18 protein-coding genes are annotated in these 21,150 nt (G+C 64.8%); 11 read left to right on the top strand and 7 right to left on the bottom strand.

Going from position 1 to position 21,150, the window contains the following annotated elements; genetic code table 11:
* Nucleotides 1-24: 24 nt before the first annotated feature.
* From Azoinq_RS11770 to fdxA, 4 genes are all read right to left on the bottom strand, one after another.
* The gene (locus Azoinq_RS11770) at nucleotides 25-474 is read right to left on the bottom strand and encodes a CBS domain-containing protein (protein WP_216128855.1); all 450 of its coding nucleotides are present in this window, start codon (nucleotides 472-474) and stop codon (nucleotides 25-27) included.
* Nucleotides 475-752: 278 nt separating this feature from the next.
* Nucleotides 753-4,106: a UvrD-helicase domain-containing protein gene (locus Azoinq_RS11765; RefSeq protein WP_216128858.1), complete on the bottom strand. Its 3,354-nt coding sequence runs from the start codon at nucleotides 4,104-4,106 to the stop codon at nucleotides 753-755.
* 210 nt (nucleotides 4,107-4,316) lie between these two features.
* Nucleotides 4,317-7,235: a PD-(D/E)XK nuclease family protein gene (locus Azoinq_RS11760; RefSeq protein WP_232368477.1), complete on the bottom strand. Its 2,919-nt coding sequence runs from the start codon at nucleotides 7,233-7,235 to the stop codon at nucleotides 4,317-4,319.
* 174 nt (nucleotides 7,236-7,409) lie between these two features.
* Entirely contained in the window at nucleotides 7,410-7,733 is a 324-nt protein-coding gene (gene fdxA / locus Azoinq_RS11755; RefSeq protein ID WP_216128860.1) for a ferredoxin FdxA, read from the bottom strand.
* A 203-nt stretch (nucleotides 7,734-7,936) separates the two neighbouring features.
* Between fdxA and trxA the strand changes: the two genes are divergently transcribed.
* The 4 genes from trxA to Azoinq_RS11735 all read left to right on the top strand — a co-directional run bounded on the left by trxA (nucleotide 7,937) and on the right by Azoinq_RS11735 (nucleotide 11,844).
* Nucleotides 7,937-8,263: a thioredoxin TrxA gene (gene trxA, locus Azoinq_RS11750; protein WP_216128862.1), complete on the top strand. Its 327-nt coding sequence runs from the start codon at nucleotides 7,937-7,939 to the stop codon at nucleotides 8,261-8,263.
* Between the two features lie 271 nt (nucleotides 8,264-8,534).
* Nucleotides 8,535-9,794 (top strand): transcription termination factor Rho, encoded by a 1,260-nt coding sequence (gene rho, locus Azoinq_RS11745; protein WP_216128864.1) that lies wholly within the window; start codon nucleotides 8,535-8,537, stop codon nucleotides 9,792-9,794.
* Between the two features lie 127 nt (nucleotides 9,795-9,921).
* A complete protein-coding gene (gene rpmE, locus Azoinq_RS11740) occupies nucleotides 9,922-10,137 on the top strand; it encodes a 50S ribosomal protein L31 (RefSeq protein ID WP_216128865.1) in 216 nt (71 codons plus the stop codon).
* Nucleotides 10,138-10,230: 93 nt separating this feature from the next.
* Nucleotides 10,231-11,844, top strand: a complete 1,614-nt coding sequence (locus tag Azoinq_RS11735) for an ArnT family glycosyltransferase (RefSeq protein ID WP_216128867.1) — start codon at nucleotides 10,231-10,233, stop codon at nucleotides 11,842-11,844.
* Between the two features lie 419 nt (nucleotides 11,845-12,263).
* On the opposite strand, the gene Azoinq_RS11730 is transcribed toward Azoinq_RS11735, so the two are convergent.
* Both Azoinq_RS11730 and orn read right to left on the bottom strand, forming a co-directional pair.
* Nucleotides 12,264-12,899 (bottom strand): c-type cytochrome, encoded by a 636-nt coding sequence (locus Azoinq_RS11730; RefSeq protein WP_232368476.1) that lies wholly within the window; start codon nucleotides 12,897-12,899, stop codon nucleotides 12,264-12,266.
* Nucleotides 12,900-12,977: 78 nt separating this feature from the next.
* A complete protein-coding gene (gene orn, locus Azoinq_RS11725) occupies nucleotides 12,978-13,523 on the bottom strand; it encodes an oligoribonuclease (RefSeq protein ID WP_216128869.1) in 546 nt (181 codons plus the stop codon).
* A gap of 44 nt (nucleotides 13,524-13,567) precedes the next feature.
* Here orn and Azoinq_RS11720 point away from each other — a divergent pair, with 44 nt between their 5' ends.
* From Azoinq_RS11720 to Azoinq_RS11705, 4 genes are all read left to right on the top strand, one after another.
* The gene (locus Azoinq_RS11720; protein WP_216128871.1) at nucleotides 13,568-14,857 is read left to right on the top strand and encodes a M48 family metallopeptidase; all 1,290 of its coding nucleotides are present in this window, start codon (nucleotides 13,568-13,570) and stop codon (nucleotides 14,855-14,857) included.
* On the top strand, nucleotides 14,854-15,780 hold the full coding sequence (rsgA, locus tag Azoinq_RS11715; RefSeq protein ID WP_216128873.1) for a ribosome small subunit-dependent GTPase A: 927 nt from the start codon (nucleotides 14,854-14,856) through the stop codon (nucleotides 15,778-15,780). Before Azoinq_RS11720 ends, rsgA begins: the two co-directional genes overlap by 4 nt.
* Before the next feature lie 6 nt (nucleotides 15,781-15,786).
* Nucleotides 15,787-16,803, top strand: a complete 1,017-nt coding sequence (gene rlmF, locus Azoinq_RS11710) for a 23S rRNA (adenine(1618)-N(6))-methyltransferase RlmF (RefSeq protein ID WP_216128875.1) — start codon at nucleotides 15,787-15,789, stop codon at nucleotides 16,801-16,803.
* 122 nt (nucleotides 16,804-16,925) lie between these two features.
* Nucleotides 16,926-17,846: a sensor domain-containing diguanylate cyclase gene (locus tag Azoinq_RS11705; RefSeq protein ID WP_216128876.1), complete on the top strand. Its 921-nt coding sequence runs from the start codon at nucleotides 16,926-16,928 to the stop codon at nucleotides 17,844-17,846.
* Nucleotides 17,847-17,849: 3 nt separating this feature from the next.
* On the opposite strand, the gene Azoinq_RS11700 is transcribed toward Azoinq_RS11705, so the two are convergent.
* A complete protein-coding gene (locus Azoinq_RS11700; RefSeq protein ID WP_216128878.1) occupies nucleotides 17,850-18,593 on the bottom strand; it encodes a S1 family peptidase in 744 nt (247 codons plus the stop codon).
* Between the two features lie 300 nt (nucleotides 18,594-18,893).
* Here Azoinq_RS11700 and Azoinq_RS11695 point away from each other — a divergent pair, with 300 nt between their 5' ends.
* The 3 genes from Azoinq_RS11695 to fumC all read left to right on the top strand — a co-directional run bounded on the left by Azoinq_RS11695 (nucleotide 18,894) and on the right by fumC (nucleotide 21,079).
* Entirely contained in the window at nucleotides 18,894-19,172 is a 279-nt protein-coding gene (locus tag Azoinq_RS11695; RefSeq protein WP_216128880.1) for a hypothetical protein, read from the top strand.
* A 277-nt stretch (nucleotides 19,173-19,449) separates the two neighbouring features.
* Nucleotides 19,450-19,689: a DUF2789 domain-containing protein gene (locus Azoinq_RS11690; RefSeq protein ID WP_216132000.1), complete on the top strand. Its 240-nt coding sequence runs from the start codon at nucleotides 19,450-19,452 to the stop codon at nucleotides 19,687-19,689.
* Nucleotides 19,676-21,079 (top strand): class II fumarate hydratase, encoded by a 1,404-nt coding sequence (gene fumC / locus Azoinq_RS11685; protein WP_216128882.1) that lies wholly within the window; start codon nucleotides 19,676-19,678, stop codon nucleotides 21,077-21,079. The genes Azoinq_RS11690 and fumC overlap by 14 nt, the downstream gene beginning before the upstream one ends.
* The last annotated feature ends 71 nt before the right edge of the window (nucleotides 21,080-21,150 follow it).

Here is a 21,150-nt window from a genome sequence, read left to right as displayed (position 1 = left end):
GCCCGGGGCGGGCAAGTCGGGGACTTAGCCCACCCGTTCTTCCGCCGGCCAATGCTTGATATAGGTCTTCAGCATCTCATTTTCAAAGGTCTGGTCTTCCAGCACGGATTTGGCCACATCCATGAGGGACAGAACCCCCATCAGGGTGGTGCCGTCCATGACCGGCACATAGCGCTGGTGGTTGGCCAGCAGCAGACGGCGGACCTCGTTGGTTTCCATGCTGGGATGGGCGGTCATGGGGTTACGCATCATCACCTCTTCCACCCGCATGGCGGCAATATTGCCCTTGCTTTCATCCACCGCTTTCAGCACTTCCCGGAAGGTGAGCAGGCCCTGCATCTTGCCTTCACCCATCACCGCCAGGGAACCCACGTCGTTTTCCGCCATGGCGGCCACGGCATCGGCCAGACAGTGGTCCGGCGTGGTGGTGAAGAGCACCTTGCCCTTAATGCGCAGAATTTCCCGCACTTGCATGATGTATTCCCTTCTTTCCCGGGGCCGATGGCAAACGGTCCGACCGGGACAATGTGGCTGAAATAATGGAGGGGATGTTAGAGCATCCCTCCCCCCAGGGAAAGGGTTTGGAAATAAGTGTTTTCCCTAACCCCCCTAGAACCGGCCCAGGGGGCCCTTTGTGGCGCGTCATGATTTTCGGGCGAGACCGCCAAGGCGGCCGCTAAGTCCAAGGCGCCAGCTCCGCCCGGCACGAGGCGCGCCTCCCACCCGGGTTTGGGGGAATAGCCCTGGCCCGCCTAGACCACGGGCACCAGGGCCCCGGCGGCAAACAGGAGCCAGCCCTTGACCGGCTTGGGGGCAAACACGGGGGCCAGGAGGGCGCAGTATTCCCCCACCTGCTGCTGGTATTCCGCCAGCCGGGGCGTCTCGGGGGACGAGCTTTTGTAATCCACCACCCACACCTGGGTGGGGGTTTCCAGGAGCCGGTCCACCCGGCGCACCTGGCCTTCCCCATCCACCACCTCCGCCTCGTTCCAGGCCCGCACCTCCGGCCCAGGGAAAAGGAAGGGAGCCAGTTCGGGCCGCTGCAACAGGGTCTGGGCGGCTTTTTCCGCCGCCCGGGCCTCCCCGTCTTCCGCCCCCAGGGCCCGCCACCAGCCCGGGGCCGGGGTAATGCCCCCGGTACGCTGTTCCAGGATGGCGTGGAGCAGCACGCCGAACAGGGCGCCCCCTTCCGGCGCTTCCCGGCGCAGGCCCAGGGGAGCCGCCTCCGCCCCGGCTTCCGGAGAAACCGCAGCGGGGACACTGACCTCGTCCCCGTCCTGGGTGCAGGGCAGTTCCTCCCCGTAGACCTGGCCCTCGCCCCCCCCTTCCACCCCCAGGGTAGCCAGGGCCTGGGACAGGCGCTGATAGGGCGGGGGGGACGCCACGGCCCGGCTGTTTTCGCTGCCGCTGGCCACAAAGACCTGCTTGGCCCGGGTCAGGGCCACGTAGAGCAGATTCAGCTCTTCCCGGGCCGCCAGATTCGCCTCCGTCTCAAACAAGGGCTCCCGGGCCCGGCCCCGCTCTTCCTTGCGCCCGTAGAGGGAAAAATGGGTGGGCCGATCCGCCTCCGGAGGCCATTCGGTGAGCACCTCGTAGGCATCCTGGCGACCGTTGCCCGGGGCATTGGCGTCCAGGAGCCAGACAATGGGAGCTTCCAGGCCCTTGGCGGCGTGGATGGTGAGAATGCGCACCCGGCCCTGGCCATCGTCTTCCCCTTCCACCAGCCCCTCGTCCGGGGCTTCGTCCGGGTCCGCCTGACGCAACTCCGCCAGCTCGTCGATAAACCGGGGCAGGCTGGGGTAGCGCCCCCCGTCCAGATCCAGGGCCAGCTGGAGCAGGGCCTGGAGATTGGCTTCCACCCCGGGCCAGACGGCGGGGGCCACCGCTTCCCGGTAACGGGCCAGGGCTTCCCCCTGGTGGTAAATGCGGTCCAGCAGATCGTGGGCCGGCAACCGGTCCGCCCCTTCCAGCCACTGGCCCAGGAGCCGGGCGGCCCGGGCCAGCCGGGGGGAGGCTTGGCCCCGGGCCACCAGGCCCTGGAGCCCTTCCCACCAGGTGGGCTCGGGTTGGTGGGCCAGAGCCAGCAGATCCGGGTCGGTGCAGGCGAACAAGGGGGTGCGCAGCACATGGGCCAGCTTCAGGTCGGCGGCGGGGAGCACCAGAAATTCCAGCAGGGCGCCCATGTCCCGGGCTTCCAGGGTGTGCAGCAGGCCCCCCCGGGAAGCCGCCAGATAGGGAATGCCCGCGGCCCGCAGGGCCCGCTCGTATTCCGCCAGCTGGGTACGCTTACGCACCAGAAGCATCACGTCCCCATAGCGGGCCGCCCGCTGGCCCGTTCCGTCCACCACCTGCCAGTGGCCCACCATGGCCTGGAGCCGGGCCGCCAGGGCCGCCCCTTCCCGGGCCCGACGGGGATCCACCGCCTCCGCCTCCGGCTCGGTGAGGGGGTCCCGCAGGGCCGTGGGGGCCTCGGGTTCCCCTTCTTCCCCGGCACATAGGGGCAGCAATTCCACCCGGCCAGGCAGCCCCAGGGCCAGGGATTCCTGGTTCCGGAAGGGCTGGAACAATTCCTCCGGGCCAAACAGGGCATTCACCACCCGGATCAGGGCCGGAGCATTGCGCCGGGTCCGGTCCTGGGCCAGGAAGACCGCCTGGAAACGCTCCAGCAAGAAATCCTTGGCTCGGGAAAAAAGCCGGGGTTCGGCCTGGCGAAAGCGGTAGATGGACTGTTTCGGGTCCCCCACCAGGAACAGGGTGGGGGCCGTTTCCCCGGGGCCGTAGGCGTCCAGCCAGGCCAGGAGAATCTGCCACTGGAGGGGATTGGTGTCCTGGAATTCGTCCAGAAGAATGTGCCGGTAGCGGGAATCCAGGCGGGCGAGGAGAAAGGCAGCCTGGCTATCGTCCCGCAGGAGGCGCAGCACCTGCCATTCCGCGTCCGTAAAGTCGATGAGACGGCGGCTCCCCTTGTGGGCTTCCAGCTTATCCAGAAAGGCCTGGGCCAGGGTCAGGCCCCGGCGGTTAAAGGCCAGAATGCGCTCCGCCAGCCGCCCCTCCTCCGCCCCCAGCAGGGCCTCCGCCAGCTGGGCGTGGAGGCTGAGAAAGCGCGCCGCCCCCCCGGCTCCGAGGCGCTTATCCAGGGCCTTGCTGGACTTACGGGCCCGCACCGTGCCGCTCTGGGTCAGGAGCACCCCTCGTAAAGCCTGGAAGCAGGCCAGCCAGGAGGCGTTTTCACCGACCTCACCGGCCTCGCTCCCCTCCTCCTCCCCCACCATCACTGGTTCCCCGGCCTGGGTCAGGGCTTCCCCCCGGGCTAGGGCTTGGGCCAGGGTAGCGGCCAGGCCCTTGTCCGTGGCCGTGTCGTTCTGTTCCAAAAGCCCCAGGTAGGCCTGGAATTCCAGGTCCCAGCCGGGCTTGAAAAAGCCGGCCAAGGCCTGACCCGGCGCCCCGGCGCCGAGAAAATGGCCCAGATCAGTAAGGGCCCGGTCCAGACTGCTCGCCGCCCCCGTGCCGTAGGCCAGCCATTCCCCGCGCCGGGCCACCACCTGGAAAACCAGATGTTTCAGGCTTTCCAGCCCCAGTTCCCGAAGCAGGGCGACAAAGGCCTGGGCGGGGGGGCTTTCGGGGGCCTGCTGCAAGTCCCCGGCAAAGCCCTGCCACAGCTCATCCAGCAGGCGTTTGCCCGAATCCACCAAGGAAGTCCCGGCCAGGCCGCTGGTCAGGGGGGCGGCCCCCACCAGCTGGAGAAACCAGCCGTGGAAGGTATGCACGGAGAGGCCGGGCTGGGCGTCCGCCACCCGCTCGTAAAGGCCCCGAGCCGCCCGCAGCCGGGCCGGCGTGGCGTCCATGGCCCGCTCTTCCAGGAAGGCCGCGGCTTCCCTATCTTCCATGGCGGCCAGCTGGCCCAGCCAGCCCATGACCCGTTCTTCGATTTCCCGGGCGGCCTTGCGGGTGAAGGTAATGGCCAGAATGTCCCCGGGGGCCGTCCCTTCCAGGAGCAGGCGCAGGATGCGGGAAGCCAGGAGCCAGGTTTTGCCGCTCCCGGCGCAGGCTTCCACCACCACGGACCGGTGGGGGTCCAGGGCCTGGGCAATGAGAGCATCAACCATGGGCGGCCTCCCGTGGGCAGGGGCGCTTCAGGGCAGGGGCCTGGAGAGGGAGAGAAATCGGCATGGCCCAAGGGCTTCCTTTGGAGAGGCCCATGAATAGGGCTTTTCCAAGCTTGCCAGCCCTACTTCCCCGGCTATCGCCCTTCTCCCGCCCCTCATTTTTAAGATTGGCTTTTAGCAAGCCTTTCCCGGTATTTTTCCAGCCCTGCATCAGCAATACTCCCGCCGGCACAGGCCGGCCATTTCACAAAAGGCGCATACCCGGTCCGCCCCATGGGCGGGCAGAGGCGCGCCCTGGCGCAGGGCGGCCACGCTGTGGATGAGGCGCTCCCGGTTGGCGGCGGCCGCCCCCTGCAAATCCTCCGCCGCCGTCACCGCTTCCACCTTGCTGTCGTCCAGGGCCACATAGGCCGCCTGGCGGGCCTTTTCCCCCACCAGCACCGCATAGGAGGCCAGTTGCACGTCTTCCCCCAGCCCCTGGCGCAGGGCCGCCCGGCTGCGGGTTTTGTAATCCAGCAGGGCCAGGCAGTCCGGGGCATCCGCCTGGGCATCCCGCCGGTCGATACGGCCGTGGAATTCCAGACTGGCGCCGTCGGGCAGGGGCAGCTGGCAGCTCACCGTCTGCTCCGCCTGCTGCCAGCGCCAGCCCTCCCCCTCCCAGGCCCGCTGCCAGTCCAGGTAGGCCTGCCAGTGTTTTTCCCAGCGCAGGCGCCAGCCCAGGGAGAGGTAGTTTTCTCCCACCGCCCCCCGGAAACTTTCTTCCGTCAGACGCTGCAAGGCCGCCAGGGCCTCCTCATCGTCAATTTGGGCCAGGACCGGGTATTGGGCGTGGAAGCGCTCCAGCACCCCGTGCACCAGTTCCCCGTAATCCCGCTTTTCCATTTCCTCGCTCACCTCGTCCAGTTCCCCCAGGGCCAGCACGTGGCGGGCGAAAAACCGGTAGGGGCAGGCCACCAGGCTGGCATAGGCGCTTACGGACAGGCGCAGGGGCACGGCATCGGGCGCCAGGCAGGGGGCCGGGCGGGTGGTGGGGCCGGGACGGGCTTCCGGGCTTTCCGGAGGATCGGCCAGACGCCGGGGCGGCCGTTGCAGATCGTCCCCCCAGGCAAAGCGGTGCAGGGCAGAGAGGCGATCCAGCTCCGGGGCCAGCAGGCAGGCTTCCCCGTCCCGCTCCCGCTGCCAGGTGACCACCACCCGGGGCACGGTCTGGAGCAGCAGGGCCAGATCCAGACGCAGCCGCTCCCGGGCCGCCTCCCGAGTGGGCAGCCCCAGTTCCCGGCGCACCCCCTGGTTGAAAAAGGCGGCGGAAGGTTCGGTGGGACGCAGGGTATCCCCGTCCCCCCCCAGGATGACGGCGGCGTCAAAAGGCCGCAGCCGGGCGGCGGCCAGGTGGGTCATGACCAGGGGACTGGAAATACTCCGGTCCCGGAAGGTTTCCCCTTCCAGTTCCCGGTTCAGCCAGTCCCGCCACACCCCAAAGGGGAAGCGGCTGCCCGTGTCCGCCAACTCATCCCGGCGCTGTTCCAGGAGGCTGAGAATGACCTGGCCCGCCGTGTCCCGGGCCAGCCGCCCCCGGGCGTCCAGCAGGGTCAGGGCCCGCTCCAGCCGGTCGATCCAGGCGGACAGGGTGGTCTCCCCGTCCCCCAGGAGCACCAGGGCCTGGCCCAGGCGCTGCAACAGGCTGCCCGCCAGGTCCAGGGCCTGACGCCGGTCTTCCGTCCCGGCCCCCCCCGCCCCGTCCCGGATAAGGCGCTGCCGGGCCTGTTCCAGGGCCCGCTCCATGGCGGCCAGACCGGACTTGGCCCCGGCCCGGCGGATGGCCTGCTCCAGGGCGAACACCGCCCCCTTGCGGGCCTTGTCCTCCAGGTCGCCGAAAAGGTGGGGGGATTTGAGCAAATCCAGCAAATCCCGGTGATAGACGCCCCCGGCCACGGTTTCCAGGAGGGCATCCAGAGTGGCGCCGGAGCGGGAGGTGGAAAGCTTCCAGCCCGTTTCGTCCGCCACCAGAATCTGGCGCCGCTCCAGCAGGGCTCGGACTCGCCGGGCCACCAGCCGGTCCTGGGCGATGAGGGCGATGTGCTGGCGCCCCTCGGCCAGCAGCGCCAGCACGGTGGCCGCCGCGGCCCGGGCCTCCTGCTCCCGGCCCTGGGTGGCCTGGAGTTCCAGACGGCCCGCCAGGGGCGAGGCGGCCAGGGCCCCGGCCAAGGCCTGGCCCCGTTCCCCCAGGGGGGTATCCCCATCTTCAGGCGCAGCGCCGTTCCGAGGCCAAGCCGCTGCCAGCAGCCGGGCCAGGGGCGGCTGGGCCGGGGATAAATCCCGGGGACGGGGATAGAGGAGCAGCACGGGCTGGCGCTCCCCGTAGGCATGGTAAAAGGCCCGCTCCGCCGGAATCAGATCGGCGGGGGGACCGTCCAGCACCGCCACCAGGGGCACCGTTCCCTGTTTCGCCAGGGTAGCCAGACGCAGGGCATGGGCCGCCGGGGCATCGGGCCGCCCCAGACCGGCCAGGGCTCGCCACAACTCATGGACTACCCGGGCCTCAAAAGCCAGGGGCTGGCTGGCCCGCAGGGCATAGGCCCCTTCCAGCTGGGCGAGAAAATCCCCTTCGTCCTCCGGCAAGGTCACCCCGTGGGTGGTGAGCTCGTCGAAGAGTCCGGCCATTTCCTCGCTGATGCCCCACAGGCTGCCCGCCTCGAACCAGCCCCGTTCCGCCAGGGCGTCCCGAAGCAGCACCAGCCGCTCGGCGGGGGGCAGGGGGGCGGGGGTAAGGGCCACCCCGGCGGCCCAGCGGGCCAGGGTGTCGCAAGGGGGCAGGAGCAGGGGTACCCCCGTCGGGGCCCTAAGGCCCCAGGTGCGCCCCAGTTCCCGCCGTAACTGGGAGGCCAGGGGCAGGCCGGGCACCACTAAGCGCAGCCGGGAAAGATCCGGTCCGCCGCCGATAAAATCCAGCACCGCCCGGGAGACGGCAGCGAGAAAATCTTCCCCCCCGTCCAGGGCCATTTCCTCCACCCCGGCGGTGGGGGCGGTCACCCCGGTGCCTCCGGCGGCCGGAGCCTCCCCGTCCTCCAGGGGCAGGGAAGCAGCAAACAGGTCGCCGGTCAGGGAGGGGGTATCAGGGGAGCGGGCCATGGGCGGGAGAATGCCTGTGACAAGAAGGAATGGGAGTTTTAGGAACGGGGCCCGGCCCCCGAAAAAATGCCCGGGCCAATGCCTCCAGCGCCGAGGTCGGGTGAAGCCCAATGGTAAATCAGGCGCCCCCAGCTGTGGGCAAGGGCCGCAAAAACAAAGGCATCAGCGCGTTACTCAGCGCTCCAGCAAGGGCCCCTTGTCCGGCTTGCCGTTCCATTCGTCCGCATCCTCCGGGGCGGCGTGGCGCGCCAGGATGGGGGGCCAGGACTGGGCCAGTTCCTGGTTCAGGGCAATATAGGGACGCTGGGCCAGGGGCACGTCATCCTCCCGGAAAATGGCTTCCGCCGGACATTCGGGTACACACACGCCGCAGTCGATGCATTCGTCCGGGTCGATGGCCAGAAAATTGGGCCCCTCCCGGAAGCAATCCACGGGACAGACGTCCACGCAGTCGGTGTATTTACAGCGGATGCAATTTTCGGTCACCACATAGGTCATGGCCTATCCTCCGGAATAATTGGAGAAACCCCAGGTTTCCCCTCTGGCAACAGGGCGCGGGGAGAAGTTCAGCCAACTTCCCAACCCGGATGATTTTCGCTAGCATAGCCCGGTATCAAATCCGAGGCAGACCGACAGGCCGTCGGCCTCCGGCATAATTTTCCATATTTCCCAAAGCGTTACACCAGAAGGGACTTTTTTTCATGAGCGAACACATCCATTACGTCACCGACGACGCCTTCGATGCCGAAGTGCTGCAGTCTTCCGAACCGGTCCTGGTGGACTATTGGGCTGAATGGTGCGGTCCCTGCAAAATGATCGCCCCGATCCTGGACGAAGTGGCTGGCGAATACGCCGGCAAGCTGAAAGTGGCCAAGCTGAACATCGACGAAAACCAAAAGACGCCGGCCAAATACGGCATCCGTGGTATTCCCACCCTGATGCTGTTCAAGGGCGGCAACGTGGAAGCCACCAAGGTGGGCGCCCTGTCCAAATCCCAGTTGACCGCTTTTATTGACAGCAACCTGTAAAGCCTTTAGTCTCCGCGCCTGAAAGCCTTGCGCCCTCTGTAGGGGCGCCTGATCCCAAAAAGATCCGCCCTCCTCCCCGGAAACCAATAACAACTTCCCGGCAAGACTTTCAGGCCGTTCCCCCGCTTCCTGCCCGGGAACCCTCTCTTCCGATTCTCTGATTCCTGTGTAGTCCGCCGCGACGTCGGCCCTAACGCCATACCCATATCCCATCCACCGCGGAAGTCTCCGCGCCTTTTGCTGAAAAGCTCCCCATTACGCTCGTAGCGCCATGCATCTATCCGAACTGAAGACCCTCCATGTCAGCCAACTGCTGGAGATGGCTGTCACCAATGAAATCGAGGGTGCCAACCGCCTGCGCAAGCAGGAACTGATTTTTGCCCTGCTGAAAAAGCACGCCAAACGCGGCGAGAGCATTTTCGGCGACGGCGTCCTGGAAGTCCTGCCCGACGGTTTCGGCTTTCTCCGCTCCCCGGACACTTCCTATCTGGCCAGTACGGATGACATTTATGTCTCCCCCTCCCAGATCCGTCGCTTCAATCTGCACACCGGGGACACCATCGAAGGGGAAATCCGTACCCCCAAGGACGGAGAACGGTACTTCGCCCTGGTAAAAGTGGATCGGATCAACTACGAGCCGCCGGAAGCCTGCAAGAGCAAGATTCTCTTTGAAAACCTCACCCCCCTCCATCCCACGGAACACCTGAAGCTGGAACGGGACATTCGGGCTGAGGAAAACACCACTTCCCGCATCGTGGACATGATTTCCCCCATCGGCAAAGGCCAACGCGGCCTGCTGGTGGCGCCCCCCAAGTCCGGGAAGACGGTGATGCTGCAACACATCGCCCACGCCATTACGGCCAATCATCCGGATGTCCATCTCATCGTCCTGCTCATCGACGAACGTCCGGAAGAAGTGACGGAAATGCAGCGCACGGTGCGGGGCGAAGTGGTGGCCTCCACCTTCGACGAACCGGCTACCCGCCACGTGGTGGTAGCGGAAATGGTCATTGAAAAGGCCAAGCGCCTAGTGGAACACAAAAAGGATGTGGTCATCCTGCTGGACTCCATCACCCGTCTGGCCCGGGCCTACAACACGGTGCAGCCCGCCTCCGGCAAGGTGCTCACCGGGGGCATGGACGCCAACGCCCTGCAAAAGCCCAAGCGCTTCTTCGGCGCCGCCCGGAACATTGAGGAAGGCGGCTCCCTCACCATTATTGCCACCGCCCTGGTCGAAACCGGCTCCCGCATGGACGACGTGATCTACGAAGAATTCAAGGGCACGGGCAACATGGAAATCCACCTGGACCGGCGTATGGCGGAAAAACGCATCTACCCGGCCATTAACGTGAACCGTTCCGGCACCCGCCGGGAAGAGTTGCTGCTCAAGCCCGACGTGCTGCAAAAAATGTGGGTACTGCGCAAGCTGCTCTACAACATGGACGACCTGGAAGCCATGGAATTCCTTCTGGACAAGGTGAAAGCCACCAAGACCAACGGGGAATTCTTCGACGCCATGCGGCGTGGCTAAAGGGCCCTGGCTCCATTTCCCCCAACGTTTCACACAGCGTTTGCCAATCCTGGTTTTTTCCAGGATAATCACGCGTTTCCCGGGGCCGGTCACATCCGCCGGCCGAGAGATTCGAAAGGACATTTAAATGAAACCCGGTATCCACCCCGAATACGAAGACCTTCAGGTCACCTGCTCCTGCGGCAACACCTTCACCACCAAATCCACCCTGGGCAAGCCCCTGCACGTGGAAGTCTGCTCTGCCTGCCACCCCTTCTACACCGGCAAGCAAAAGATTGTGGATACCGCCGGTCGCGTTGAAAAATTCAACCAAAAGTTCGGCAATCTGCGCAAGTCCGCTTAATACGGCTTTCCCAGTACCGAAGTTTAAAAAAGGCAGCCTGGGGCTGCCTTTTTTGTTTGGGGCCCCGCCCCGTCTCCCCTCGCCCATCCTGCCATGACTTCATCGCCCCGTAAGGAATTGACGTTGCCCCTGGCCGGCTGGCCCCTGGGCCTGTTGCTGGCTGTCTTTCTTCTACCCGGTCTGATCGGCCACGATCCCTGGAAACTGGAAGACGCCGCCCATTTCGGCGTGGTCTGGAACCTGCTCCGGGAAGGCAACTGGCTCACCCCCCATCTGGCGGACAGCCCCTGGCGGGAAGCCCCCCTCTATTACGGCGTCGCCGCCCTCTGCGCCAAAGCCACCACCTGGCTGCTCCTGCCCCCGGACGGGGCCCGTCTGGCCTCCGCCCTGTTCGGCCTGCTGGCCCTGGGAGCCCTGGGTGGCGCCGGCCGGGAACTCTATGGCCGGGACGAACAGCGGGCCGCGCCCCTGATGCTGGCAGGCACCCTGGGCCTCCTGGTGCACATTCACCAGGTTCAGCCGGGCATCGCCTTCCTGGCCGGACAAAGCCTGGCCCTCTGGGGCCTCTGCCTGTTGTTGCGCCGTCCCCTGGGGGGCGGACTGGTCTTCGCTGGCGGCCTGGGTCTAGCCCTGCTGTCCGTGGGCATCGCCCCCAGCCTGGCCCTGCTGCCGCCCTTGCTGCTGGCCCCCTGGTTTGCCCGGGAAGCCCGGCTGGCGGCCCTGGGCGCCCTATTGGGACTGATCCTGGGCCTGGCCATCGGCGGCCTCTGGCCCCTCACCCTCTACTATCAGGCGCCGGACCATCTGGCCTACTGGTGGTCCGGGGAATGGCGGCAGATCGGCCGCTTCGCCGCCCTGGCCAAACATTTCGGGGAACTGGGGGCCATGCTGCCCTGGTATGGCTGGCCCGCCCTGCCCCTGGCCCTCTGGTCCCTCTGGACCCTGCGCCGGGAATGGTCCCGCCCCGCCCTGCTCCTGCCCCTCCTCGCTTTCCTGGCCGCCTGGCTGGTACAGGCCGCCACGGAGGTGCCTAGCAGCGCCTCCGCCCTGCCCCTCCTGCCGCCCCTGGCCCTGCTGGCCACCGCCGGGGTAACGCGCCTGCGCCGGGGCGCCGCCAACGCCCTGGACTGGTTCGGCATCATGACCTTCACCTTTGCCGCCGGACTCATCTGGCTGGGCTGGGTGGCCATGGTCTTCCAAGTCCCCAAGCAGATCGCCTTCAATTTCGCCAAGCTGGAACCGGGCTTTATGGCCCAGTTTTCCTGGCTCCAGGCCGGGGTAGCCCTGGTGGCCACTATCGGCTGGCTGATCTTTCTCCGAGCCACGCCCCGCTCCCCGTTCCGGGGCCTGACCCGGTGGACCGCCGGTTTGTCCCTGTTCTGGCTCCTCACCATGGTGTTGTGGACCCCCTGGATCGACTACGGCAAGAGCTACCGTCCGGTGGCGGAAGCCCTGTCCTCCCAGCTCCCGCCAAACCACGGCTGCGTGGCAGCCCGGGGCCTGGGGGAAGCCCAGCGGGCCTCCCTGGATTACTTTTCCGGCATCATCACCCGGCGGGCCAATAGCAGCGCGGGCAAGCAATGCCGCTGGCTCATCACCCTGGGCCAGCCCCGGGACGACCGTTCCCCCGGAGAAGGCTGGCAACCGGTCTGGGAAGGTAGCCGGCCTGGAGACCGCTCGGAAAAACTCCGCCTGTATAAGCGCTAGCCCCAGCAGGGCCGCTCCCCAACGCCCAATCCGGGCCCTAGCCAGCTAAGGGCCTGGGATCGGGGGGCGGGGCGGGGAGAAACTGCCCCAAGTCATCCAATCTCGGATAGCGGCCAAAGCGGAGGAAACCCATGGTCCAACGCCAGACCCACGGGTCTTAGCCGCCCCCAGCCCCCCACATTCATACCCCCGCCATTCCCACCGAAGCGGCCTGCCGACTCCGCCAGCCCGGCGCCCAATCCGATACATCCAGACCTGCCGGTCTCCGCGATTCGAAACGCCGCTGCTTCCCCTGGAAATACGACCGCCCCTCCCTCACCCCCCCAACCGGCCTTCCGCCCCCCAAACAAAACGCCCCGGGCGCATTGCTCCGGGGCGTTTTAGGGAAAGGGGAAACCGGGCGTTCAGCCCGGCCATCCTTATTTGAGGCTGGTCAGATAGGCGGTAATGGCGGCAATGTCCCCATTGTTCAAGGGGGCCGTGGCAATCTGCATCAGGGTGTTGATCCGTTCCCCGGTCTTGTCCCGGTAGCGGGTAATGGACTTGGTCAGGTATTCCCGCTGCTGGCCCGCCAGCCGGGGAATGGCCTCGGCGCCCCGGGCCTGTTCTCCGTGACAGCGCACGCAGAGCTTGCCGAAGAGGTTCTTGCCCTGGGCCGCCAGCGCCGCGTCGGAGCGCCCGGGCTTGACCTTGGATTCGGCGAAATAGACGGCGATCTGCACCTGTTCTTCTTCGCTCAGCACCTTGATCAGGCCCTGCATGAACTGGTCTTTGCGCTGGCCGGAGCCGAATTTCCGGATCTGTTCCAGCAGATAGACCGGGTGCTGGCCGGCCAGATTGGGCACTTCCGGATAGCGGCTATTGCCGTCTTCCCCGTGGCAGTTGGCGCAGAAAAAGGAGGCCTTTTTGCCTGCCACCACCGCCGCACGGGTGGCGTTGGGATCGGCCAGGACAGTTTTAAGGCGGTTCTGGGCCGCCGTCTGTTGGGCCGTCACCTGGGCCATGGCCGGGGAAAAGCCTAGGGTTGCAAACAAGGCCACCGCGGCCAATCCCATTCGTCCTACAAATCTCATCGTCTTGCCCCCTGAGTTAATCGGTTCTTAGTATGTCTTTCGCTTAGGCCGTATCTTGCCTCAAACCTTGAGAAAATGCTCCCGGTAATAGCGCAGTTCCTCGATGGATTCCTCAATATCGGCCAGGGCCGTGTGCAGGCCCTTCTTTTTCAGGCCCTGGGCGATGTCCGGGCGCCAGCGGCGGCACAGTTCCTTGAGGGTGCTCACATCCAGGTTGCGGTAATGGAACCAGTCTTCCAACTTGGGCATGTAGCGGGCCATGAAACGCCGGTCCTGGCCGATGGAATTGCCGCACATGGGGGTGGCCCGGGCGGGCACCCATTGGGCCATGAAGGCCAGGGCCTGGGCTTCCACCGCCCCTTCGTCCAGGGGCGAGGCCTTGACCCGGTCAATGAGGCCGGACTTGCCATGGGTGTTCTTGTTCCAGTCATCCATGGCGTCCAGCACCGTGTCGCTCTGATGCACCACCCACACCGGGGATTGGGCCAGGGGATTGAGATTCCCGTCGGTCACGATCATGGCCAATTCCAGAATCCGATCCCGATCCGGTTCCAGACCGGTCATTTCCATATCCAGCCAGACGAGGTGGTTTGCGTCCTGTGCCATAATTCGCCACTTGCTTATCAAAGCCCATATTTTCGCACAGCTTCATGCCCAACGACTTTATTTCCCCCTTCCGCCTCCTCTTCCTCCTGGCCCTGGCCCTCAGCCTGGGCGTCCGTCTCTGGCTGGCCCGGCGCCAGATGGCCCATGTTCTGGCCCACCGCCAGGCCGTCCCCCCCGAATTTGCCGACCGCATTGCCCTGGCCGCCCACCAGAAAGCGGCGGACTACACCCGGGCCCGGGGCACCCTGGGCATTTACCAAACCCTGGCGGATACGGCTCTGCTCCTGGTCTTTACCCTGGGAGGCGGCCTGGAAGCCCTGCACGGTTTCTGGAGCAGCCAACTGGTGGCCCCCGGCGCCGCGCCGGGCTACGCCTACGGTATCGCCCTGATTTTCAGCGTCACGGTCATCTCCAGCCTGGTGGATCTGCCCTTCGGCCTCTATCGCCAGTTTGTCCTGGAGCAGCGCTTCGGATTCAACCGCATGAGCCTGGGGCTCTTTTTCGGGGATTTGCTGAAAAGCACCCTGATCGGCCTGGTCATCGGCACCCCGGTGCTCCTGGCCGTGCTCTGGCTCATGGCCCACATGGGCGCCTACTGGTGGTTCTACGTCTGGCTGTTCTGGAGCGCCTTCAATCTCCTGCTCCTGTTCATCTACCCCACCTGGATCGCCCCCCTCTTTAACAAATTCACCCCCCTGGAAGACGGGGAGCTGAAGGAGCGCATCCTGGGCCTACTCAGCCGCTGCGGCTTTGCCGCCTCCGGCCTCTTTGTCATGGACGGTTCCAAGCGCAGCGCCCACGGCAACGCCTACTTCACCGGCTTCGGCAACAACAAGCGCATCGTCTTTTTCGACACCCTGATCAACCGGCTCGCCCCCCGGGAGGCGGAAGCGGTGCTGGCCCACGAATTGGGCCACTTCAAGCGGCGCCATATCGTGCAGCGCATCGTCCTTCTGTTCCTCATGTCCCTGGGCTTTCTCTGGGTGCTGGGCCAGCTCATCAGCGCCCCCTGGTTCTACGCCGGCCTGGGGGTTCAGGCCCAGAACACGGCCCTGGCCCTGATTCTCTTTTTCCTGGTGGTGCCCGTCTTCACCTTCCTCTTCACCCCCCTGGGCAGCCTCCTGTCCCGGCGCCACGAATATCAGGCGGACGCCTATGCGGCGGAACATGCGGACGGAGAGGAACTGATCCACGCCCTAGTGAAGCTGTATGAGGACAACGCCTCTACCCTGACCCCGGACCCGCTCCATTCCTTGTTCTACGATTCCCACCCGCCGGCAGCCTTGCGCATCGGCCATCTCCGGGCTCTCAAGGCCCAGGGGACCGCCCATTGAGCCCCCCCAAGGCCCCGCCCCGCTCCCCGGCCCCCCCTGGGGAACGGCATAACGGTCGGGTAATCGCCGCCCATGGCCGCCACTATCTGGTGGAACTGGATGACGAGCCGGAAGCCCCGCCCCTGCCCTGTTTCACCCGGGGCAAAAAAAGCGAGCTGGCCTGCGGCGACCGGGTGGAAATCAGCCTCCCGGCCAAGGGCCAGGGGGTGGTGGAGCGCATCGCCCCGCGCCAGTCCCTGCTCTACCGCTCCAACGAATTCCGGGAAAAGCTCATCGCCGCCAATGTGACCCAGGTGCTGGTGGTGGCCGCCACGGAACCGGCCTTCAGCGATGACCTGATCAGCCGCTGCCTAGTGGCGGCGGAAAGCCAGGGGCTGAAGCACCACATTCTCCTCAACAAGTGCGACCTGGCGGAGCGGCTCCCCGCCGCCCGCCAAGCCCTGGCCCCCTTCGCCGCCCTGGGCTACCCGATTCTGGAACTGGCCGCCCGGGACCAGGGGGCTGCCGCCCTGCGGCCCCTGCTGCAAGGGGAAGTAAGTGTGCTGGTGGGCCAGTCCGGCATGGGCAAATCCACCCTGGTAAATGCCCTGGTACCCGGCGCCCAGGCCGCCACCCGGGAAATTTCCGCCGCCCTGGATTCGGGCAAGCACACCACCACCCACGCCCGGCTCTACCATCTGGACGCCCATTCCGACCTCATCGACTCCCCCGGACTCCAGGAATTCGGCCTGGGCCATTTAAGCCGGGCCGAGTTGGAGCAGGCCTTTCCCGAACTACGAGCCCATCTGGGCCAGTGCCGTTTCCGGGATTGCCGCCACGACCGGGAACCGGACTGCGCCCTGCACACCGCCCTGGACGCTGGCCTCATCCATCCCCGGCGCTGGTCCGTCTTCCGCAGCCTGTATCAGGCCGCCCAGGAATAAATTCCCATGAACGCTCCCACCAAACCCGGGCTCCATTCCCGCAACCGGCATGGCCAGGGCTACGATTTCCCGACCCTCTGCGCCGCCGCACCGGAACTGGCCGCCCATGTAATCACCACCCCGGCGGGCACCCCCAGCATCGACTTCGCCCAACCCAAGGCGGTCAAAGCCTTAAACCGGGCCCTCCTGGAAACCGCCTACGGGGTACACAACTGGACCATTCCCCCGGGTTACCTATGCCCCCCCATCCCGGGCCGGGCGGATCTCATCCACCATCTGGCGGATTTGCTCGCCGAGGAACGGCGGGGGGACATTCCCCGGGGACCGGGCCTGCACGTGCTGGACATCGGCGTGGGGGCCAACGGGGTCTATCCCCTGATTGGCCAGGCGGAATACGGCTGGCAATTTGTGGGGGTGGATACGGACCCGGTGGCCCTGGATAACGTGAAGCGCATCCTGGCCGCCAATCCGGGCCTGGGCAAAACCATCACCCTGCGCCTCCAGCCCGTGGCGGAACACATTTTCGTCGGGGTGCTCCGTTCCGGGGAAAAGTTTGATTTAAGCCTGTGCAATCCCCCCTTCCACGCCTCCCCGGCGGAAGCCCAGGCCGCCGCCCTGCGCAAGCAGAAGCACCTGGGCCATGGAGCCCCCCGGGGCGCCGCTCCCCGCCTCAATTTCGGCGGTCAGGACAATGAACTCTGGTATCCGGGGGGAGAACGGGGCTTTGTCACCCGCATGATCGAGGAAAGCGCCACCATCCCCAAGCGCTGCCTGTGGTTTTCCACCCTGGTCTCCAAGGCGGAAAACCTGCGCCACGTGGAAGCCGCCCTGGCCCGGGTCAAGCCCACCGCCACCCGCATCCTGCCCATGGCCCAGGGCCAAAAGCAGAGCCGCCTGGTGGCCTGGACTTTCCTTTCCACCAAAGAGCGCAGCGCCTGGCGCAAAGCCCGCTGGCCCGCGCCGGCACCGATGGCCCTCCCGGTGGAAGAAATGCCCGTGGCGTCCCCGGAACCTAAGGATTAGGCGCTGCCCCCTCCCCCGCCCGGAGAGCGGGCGCCGGGGAAACTTGCCCTCGTCATTTCCGCAAGCGCTTTTCCCGCCGAATGGGAGTAGGCTAGCCCTACTCACTAGGCCAGGGGAAACCGATGCCAGCTTTCCACCCATCACCGACAGCGAAGGAATGGTCGGAAGATCTGCGGCTGAACATTGCCGACTCCCTCTTCAATAACACCAGCGAAGGGATATGCATCACGGACGCGGGGGAGCGGATCATCGAAGTCAATCCGACCTTTTGCAAACTATCCGGCTATAGCAAGGAAGAATTGCTGGGAAAAACGCCCCGGATACTGAAATCCGGACTGCAGGACAGGGATTTTTTCGTCACCATGTGGGCCGACCTGTACGACATCGGGCAGTGGCATGGGGAACTCTGGAACCGTAACAAGACAGGGGAACTGTTCGCGGTACGGATAAATATTTCGGCTATCTGCAACGGGCTGGGCAGCGTTTCCCTTTATCTGGCCATGATGGCGGATATCACGGCCATGAAGGTGCAGCAAACGGAATGGAAGCGAAACGCCAACCACGACCAGCTAACGGCCTTGCCCAATCGCATCCTGCTCATGGACCGATTGCACCAGGCCATGGCCCAGTCCCAGCGTACCGGCCTGATATTGGCCATCTGCTATCTAGACCTGGACAAATTCAAGGAAATCAACGACCGCTACGGTCACGCCGAGGGTGACGCCGTATTGGTGGAACTTGCCTCCCGCCTGCAACGCTTCGTCCGGGAGGGGGATACAGTAGCCCGGATCGGCGGCGACGAATTCATCCTGCTCCTTTGGGGGCTGGCTGGTATCGAGGAATGCAACAGCACCCTGAATCGCCTGCTGGCCGAAATAAGCGCCCCCATGACCCTGGGAACAACAGCCATTTCCATGACGGCAAGCGTGGGAGTCAGCATTTTTCCCCAGGACGGGGATGATCCCCTGTCATTGACGGCCCAGGCGGATAGCGCCATGTATCGGGCGAAAGTGGCGGGGGGAAACCGCCTGAGCTACTTCTGACAATTAACTGCCCTTGAACGGCTGGGCCGTCATCACCATCAGGGCATCCCCATACCAGACGCAGTTGAGCCCCAGGGCCTCGTCAAGCACCAGGTCCCGGGTTCCCACATCTAGCCGGGAAGAATGGACCCCCAGCAGCAGCCAGGGCAGCTTACTGGCTTGCAGGCGGGGGGTACGGGCCACCACCGGCGCACCGCTGGTTCCCCGGTGGGTTCTGGCGTCGGTGAGAAAGTAGCCCTGGCCCTGGAAGCGTAGGCCGAAGGAGGAGGCAATGAGCGCCTGACGGGCCACGGGCAGATGGTGGAGATGGTCTTGAAAGCCCAGGGGATAGCCCACCACCACGGTGGAGTGCCCCACTTCGACCCCATCTTCCCCCCGGGCCAGGTTGTCCGGGGAAAAGGCCTGGTAGACCAGGTTAGACGGCAGGCGCTCACGGCAAATTTCAACCGCCGCAATATCCACGTCCCCGGCGGTATCCGAGCAGGAATACCAGAGACTTAAGCCATTCCCATAGAGGGGGATGGAATACTGGACGGCCTGGGATAACTGGGCCTCCCCCACATGTAATTCAATATCAAGCCGGTCGGGATAATGCTTATTCAAGGGGTCGATGACCACATGGCGGCAGGTAATCAAAAAGAGACGGCCATCCCGCTCAAAGAAAAACCCCGTGGCGTTACTCAAGGGATTATTACCAAGAAAGGTCTGTACCCTGACCGTGGTCAGCAAAATGGATTCAATTTTCATGGGCTCGATCTGGACAGGGAATAGGGGATTTTTGAGCGGCTGCCCCTTTTTAAGCCTTTTTTTCACCGATCAAAAGTAGCAGAAGTAAGGGCCCCGCCTAGGCCTCATGGGAACACAGGGGATTTCCAGAGAGATGGGAAATGGCCCATAGGGGCAAGGCCACAAAAGGAAGGGAAGGCCGCACACTCCGCTTAAAACCAATCTCCATGGGCTCCCCCAGTCTGTGCCCAACGCCCCGGATCGGCAAGCCAAATGTGGCGCATACTGACCCATCTCCCCTCCCTCGGCAGGAAAACATTCATGACAACCCGTCTCGTAATTTTCCTGAAAGATGGACAGCTGGAATCGGTGCTCTCCGATTCCCAGAGCGAAATAACCTGCCTCATGGTCCATGCCTGCGGTGAAGAGCCGCCCCAGATCACTGGGGAGCCCTGGATAAAGCCGGTCCGTTTTCCTGGGGGGGGAAAAACATTGGCCGTACTGGAACCGAAGAAAATTGAATTCGATCCCCAAACGGTGGGGGAAATCTTTTTCCAGGAAGCCTTATCGAAAAAAGATATGGGCAAATTGCTGGGCTGACGCCCGCACCTTTAGCCCCCGGATGAATTTGTAAAAACCGGAATTTCCCCCTGGGGAAGCGGGGCTCCCAGCAACAAACGGCTTCTCCCATGGTCGAATAACAGGAACACAGGCAAGAAATTCGGCCTCAAGAAATGGGGCCGGGAAGGGGTGTTTCTCCCCTTCCCGGGGGCGGGAAAGCCGGCTGAATAAGGCTTTTTCCCCATCTCGGAGCGCTACAACGAAAGGAGGGCAGGTAACTTGGACGGATGAGCAGCAGCAACTCAAGGAGAAAATGATGGAACGATCTGACTATAACCTGAGCAGTCTATTTGCCCAGTTAGGTAAGTCCAGCAATGAAGGTGCCATGAGGGCTTTTATTGAATCCCACGGCCCCCTCCCCGAGGGCATTCGCCTGCACGAAGCCCCTTTCTGGAATGCCTCCCAGGCCGCCTTTCTGGCGGAATCGGTCAGCGAGGATGCGGATTGGGCCCAGGCGGTCGAAAGTTTGAATACCCTGCTCCATGCCCCCCATTGACCCCCCGCCCCCGCCGCGTCGCCTGGAGCGGGATTCCTTCGGCGAAATTGAGGTGGAAAACGGCGCCCTGTGGGGAGCCCAAACCCAACGCTCCCTGCTCCACTTCCCCATTTCCACGGAGCGCATGGCCGGGGAATTTCTCAGGGCGCTGGCCCTGGTAAAGTCCCTGGCGGCCCGCACCAACGGGGCCCTGGGCCTGTTGCCCCAGGACAAGGCGGCAGCCATTGAGACCGCCGCGGAAGAAATCGTCCAGGGCCAGCAAGGGGATCAGTTTCCCCTGTCCGTCTGGCAAACCGGTTCGGGCACCCAGACCAACATGAACATGAACGAGGTGATCGCCAACCGGGCCTCGGAAATACTGGGGGGCCCCCGGGGGGTGGCGCGCCTCGTCCATGCCAACGACCACGTAAATCTGGGCCAGTCGTCCAATGACGTTTTCCCCACGGCCATGCACCTGGCCGCCTGCCTGGCCATCCAGGAAAAATTACTGCCCAGTCTGGATGGGCTGGTGGCTGCCCTGGATCGCCAGGCAAGCGCCTTTTCCCGGCTGATCAAAATCGGCCGCACCCATTTGCAGGATGCCCTGCCCCTCACCCTGGGCCAGGAATTTTCCGGGTACAGCGCCCAGCTGGTTCAGGCCCGCCAGGGCATCGTGTCCGGCCTGGACTACCTCTATCCCCTAGCTATCGGCGCCACGGCAGTGGGCACGGGCCTGAATACCCACCCGGAGTTTGGCCAGCGGCTGGCCCAACAATTGGCCCACCGGACCGGCCTACCCTTTCGCTGCGCAGGCAATAAATTCGCCGCCATTGCGGCCCACGACGGCCTGGTCCTGGCCCATGGGGCATGCAAAACCCTGGCTGTGGCCCTGATGAAAATCGCCAACGATATTCGCTGGATGGGCTCCGGCCCCCGTTCCGGCCTGGGGGAACTGGCCTTGCCGGAAAACGAACCGGGCAGCTCCATGATGCCGGGCAAGGTCAATCCCACCCAGTGCGAAGCCCTCACCATGATTTGCTGCCAGGTATTGGGCAATGACAGCACCATCAGCATGGCGGGGGCCATGGGGAACTTTGAGTTGAACGTGTTCAAGCCGGTGATCAACCACAATTTTCTCCAAAGCGTCCGCCTGCTGGGGGATGGCATGGCCAGTTTCACCCCCTATTGCGTCGTCGGCATCCGCCCCCGGGAAGCCCGGATGGGGGAACTGGTCGCCCAATCCCTGATGCTGGTCACCGCCCTGGTGCCCCACCTGGGTTACGAAAAAGCCGCCGCCATCGCCCACCGGGCTCACCAGGAGGGCTGTAGCTTGAAAACGGCGGCCCTGGAACTCCAATTGCTGACGGCGGAAGAATACGACGCCTGGGTCGATCCCCAAGCCATGGTCTGAGGGGGCCGCCCCGGGCCTACGGTACGCCTACCCGCCCCGCCTTAAATCACACCCCTCCCCCGGGAACGCCA

Origin of the sequence: Azospira inquinata (assembly GCF_018905915.1) — a bacterium.
Classification (GTDB): Bacteria; Pseudomonadota; Gammaproteobacteria; order Burkholderiales; family Rhodocyclaceae; genus Azospira; species Azospira inquinata.
The sequence above is the reverse complement of the archived record's forward strand: the minus strand, read 5'-3'. Positions and strand labels throughout refer to the sequence as shown.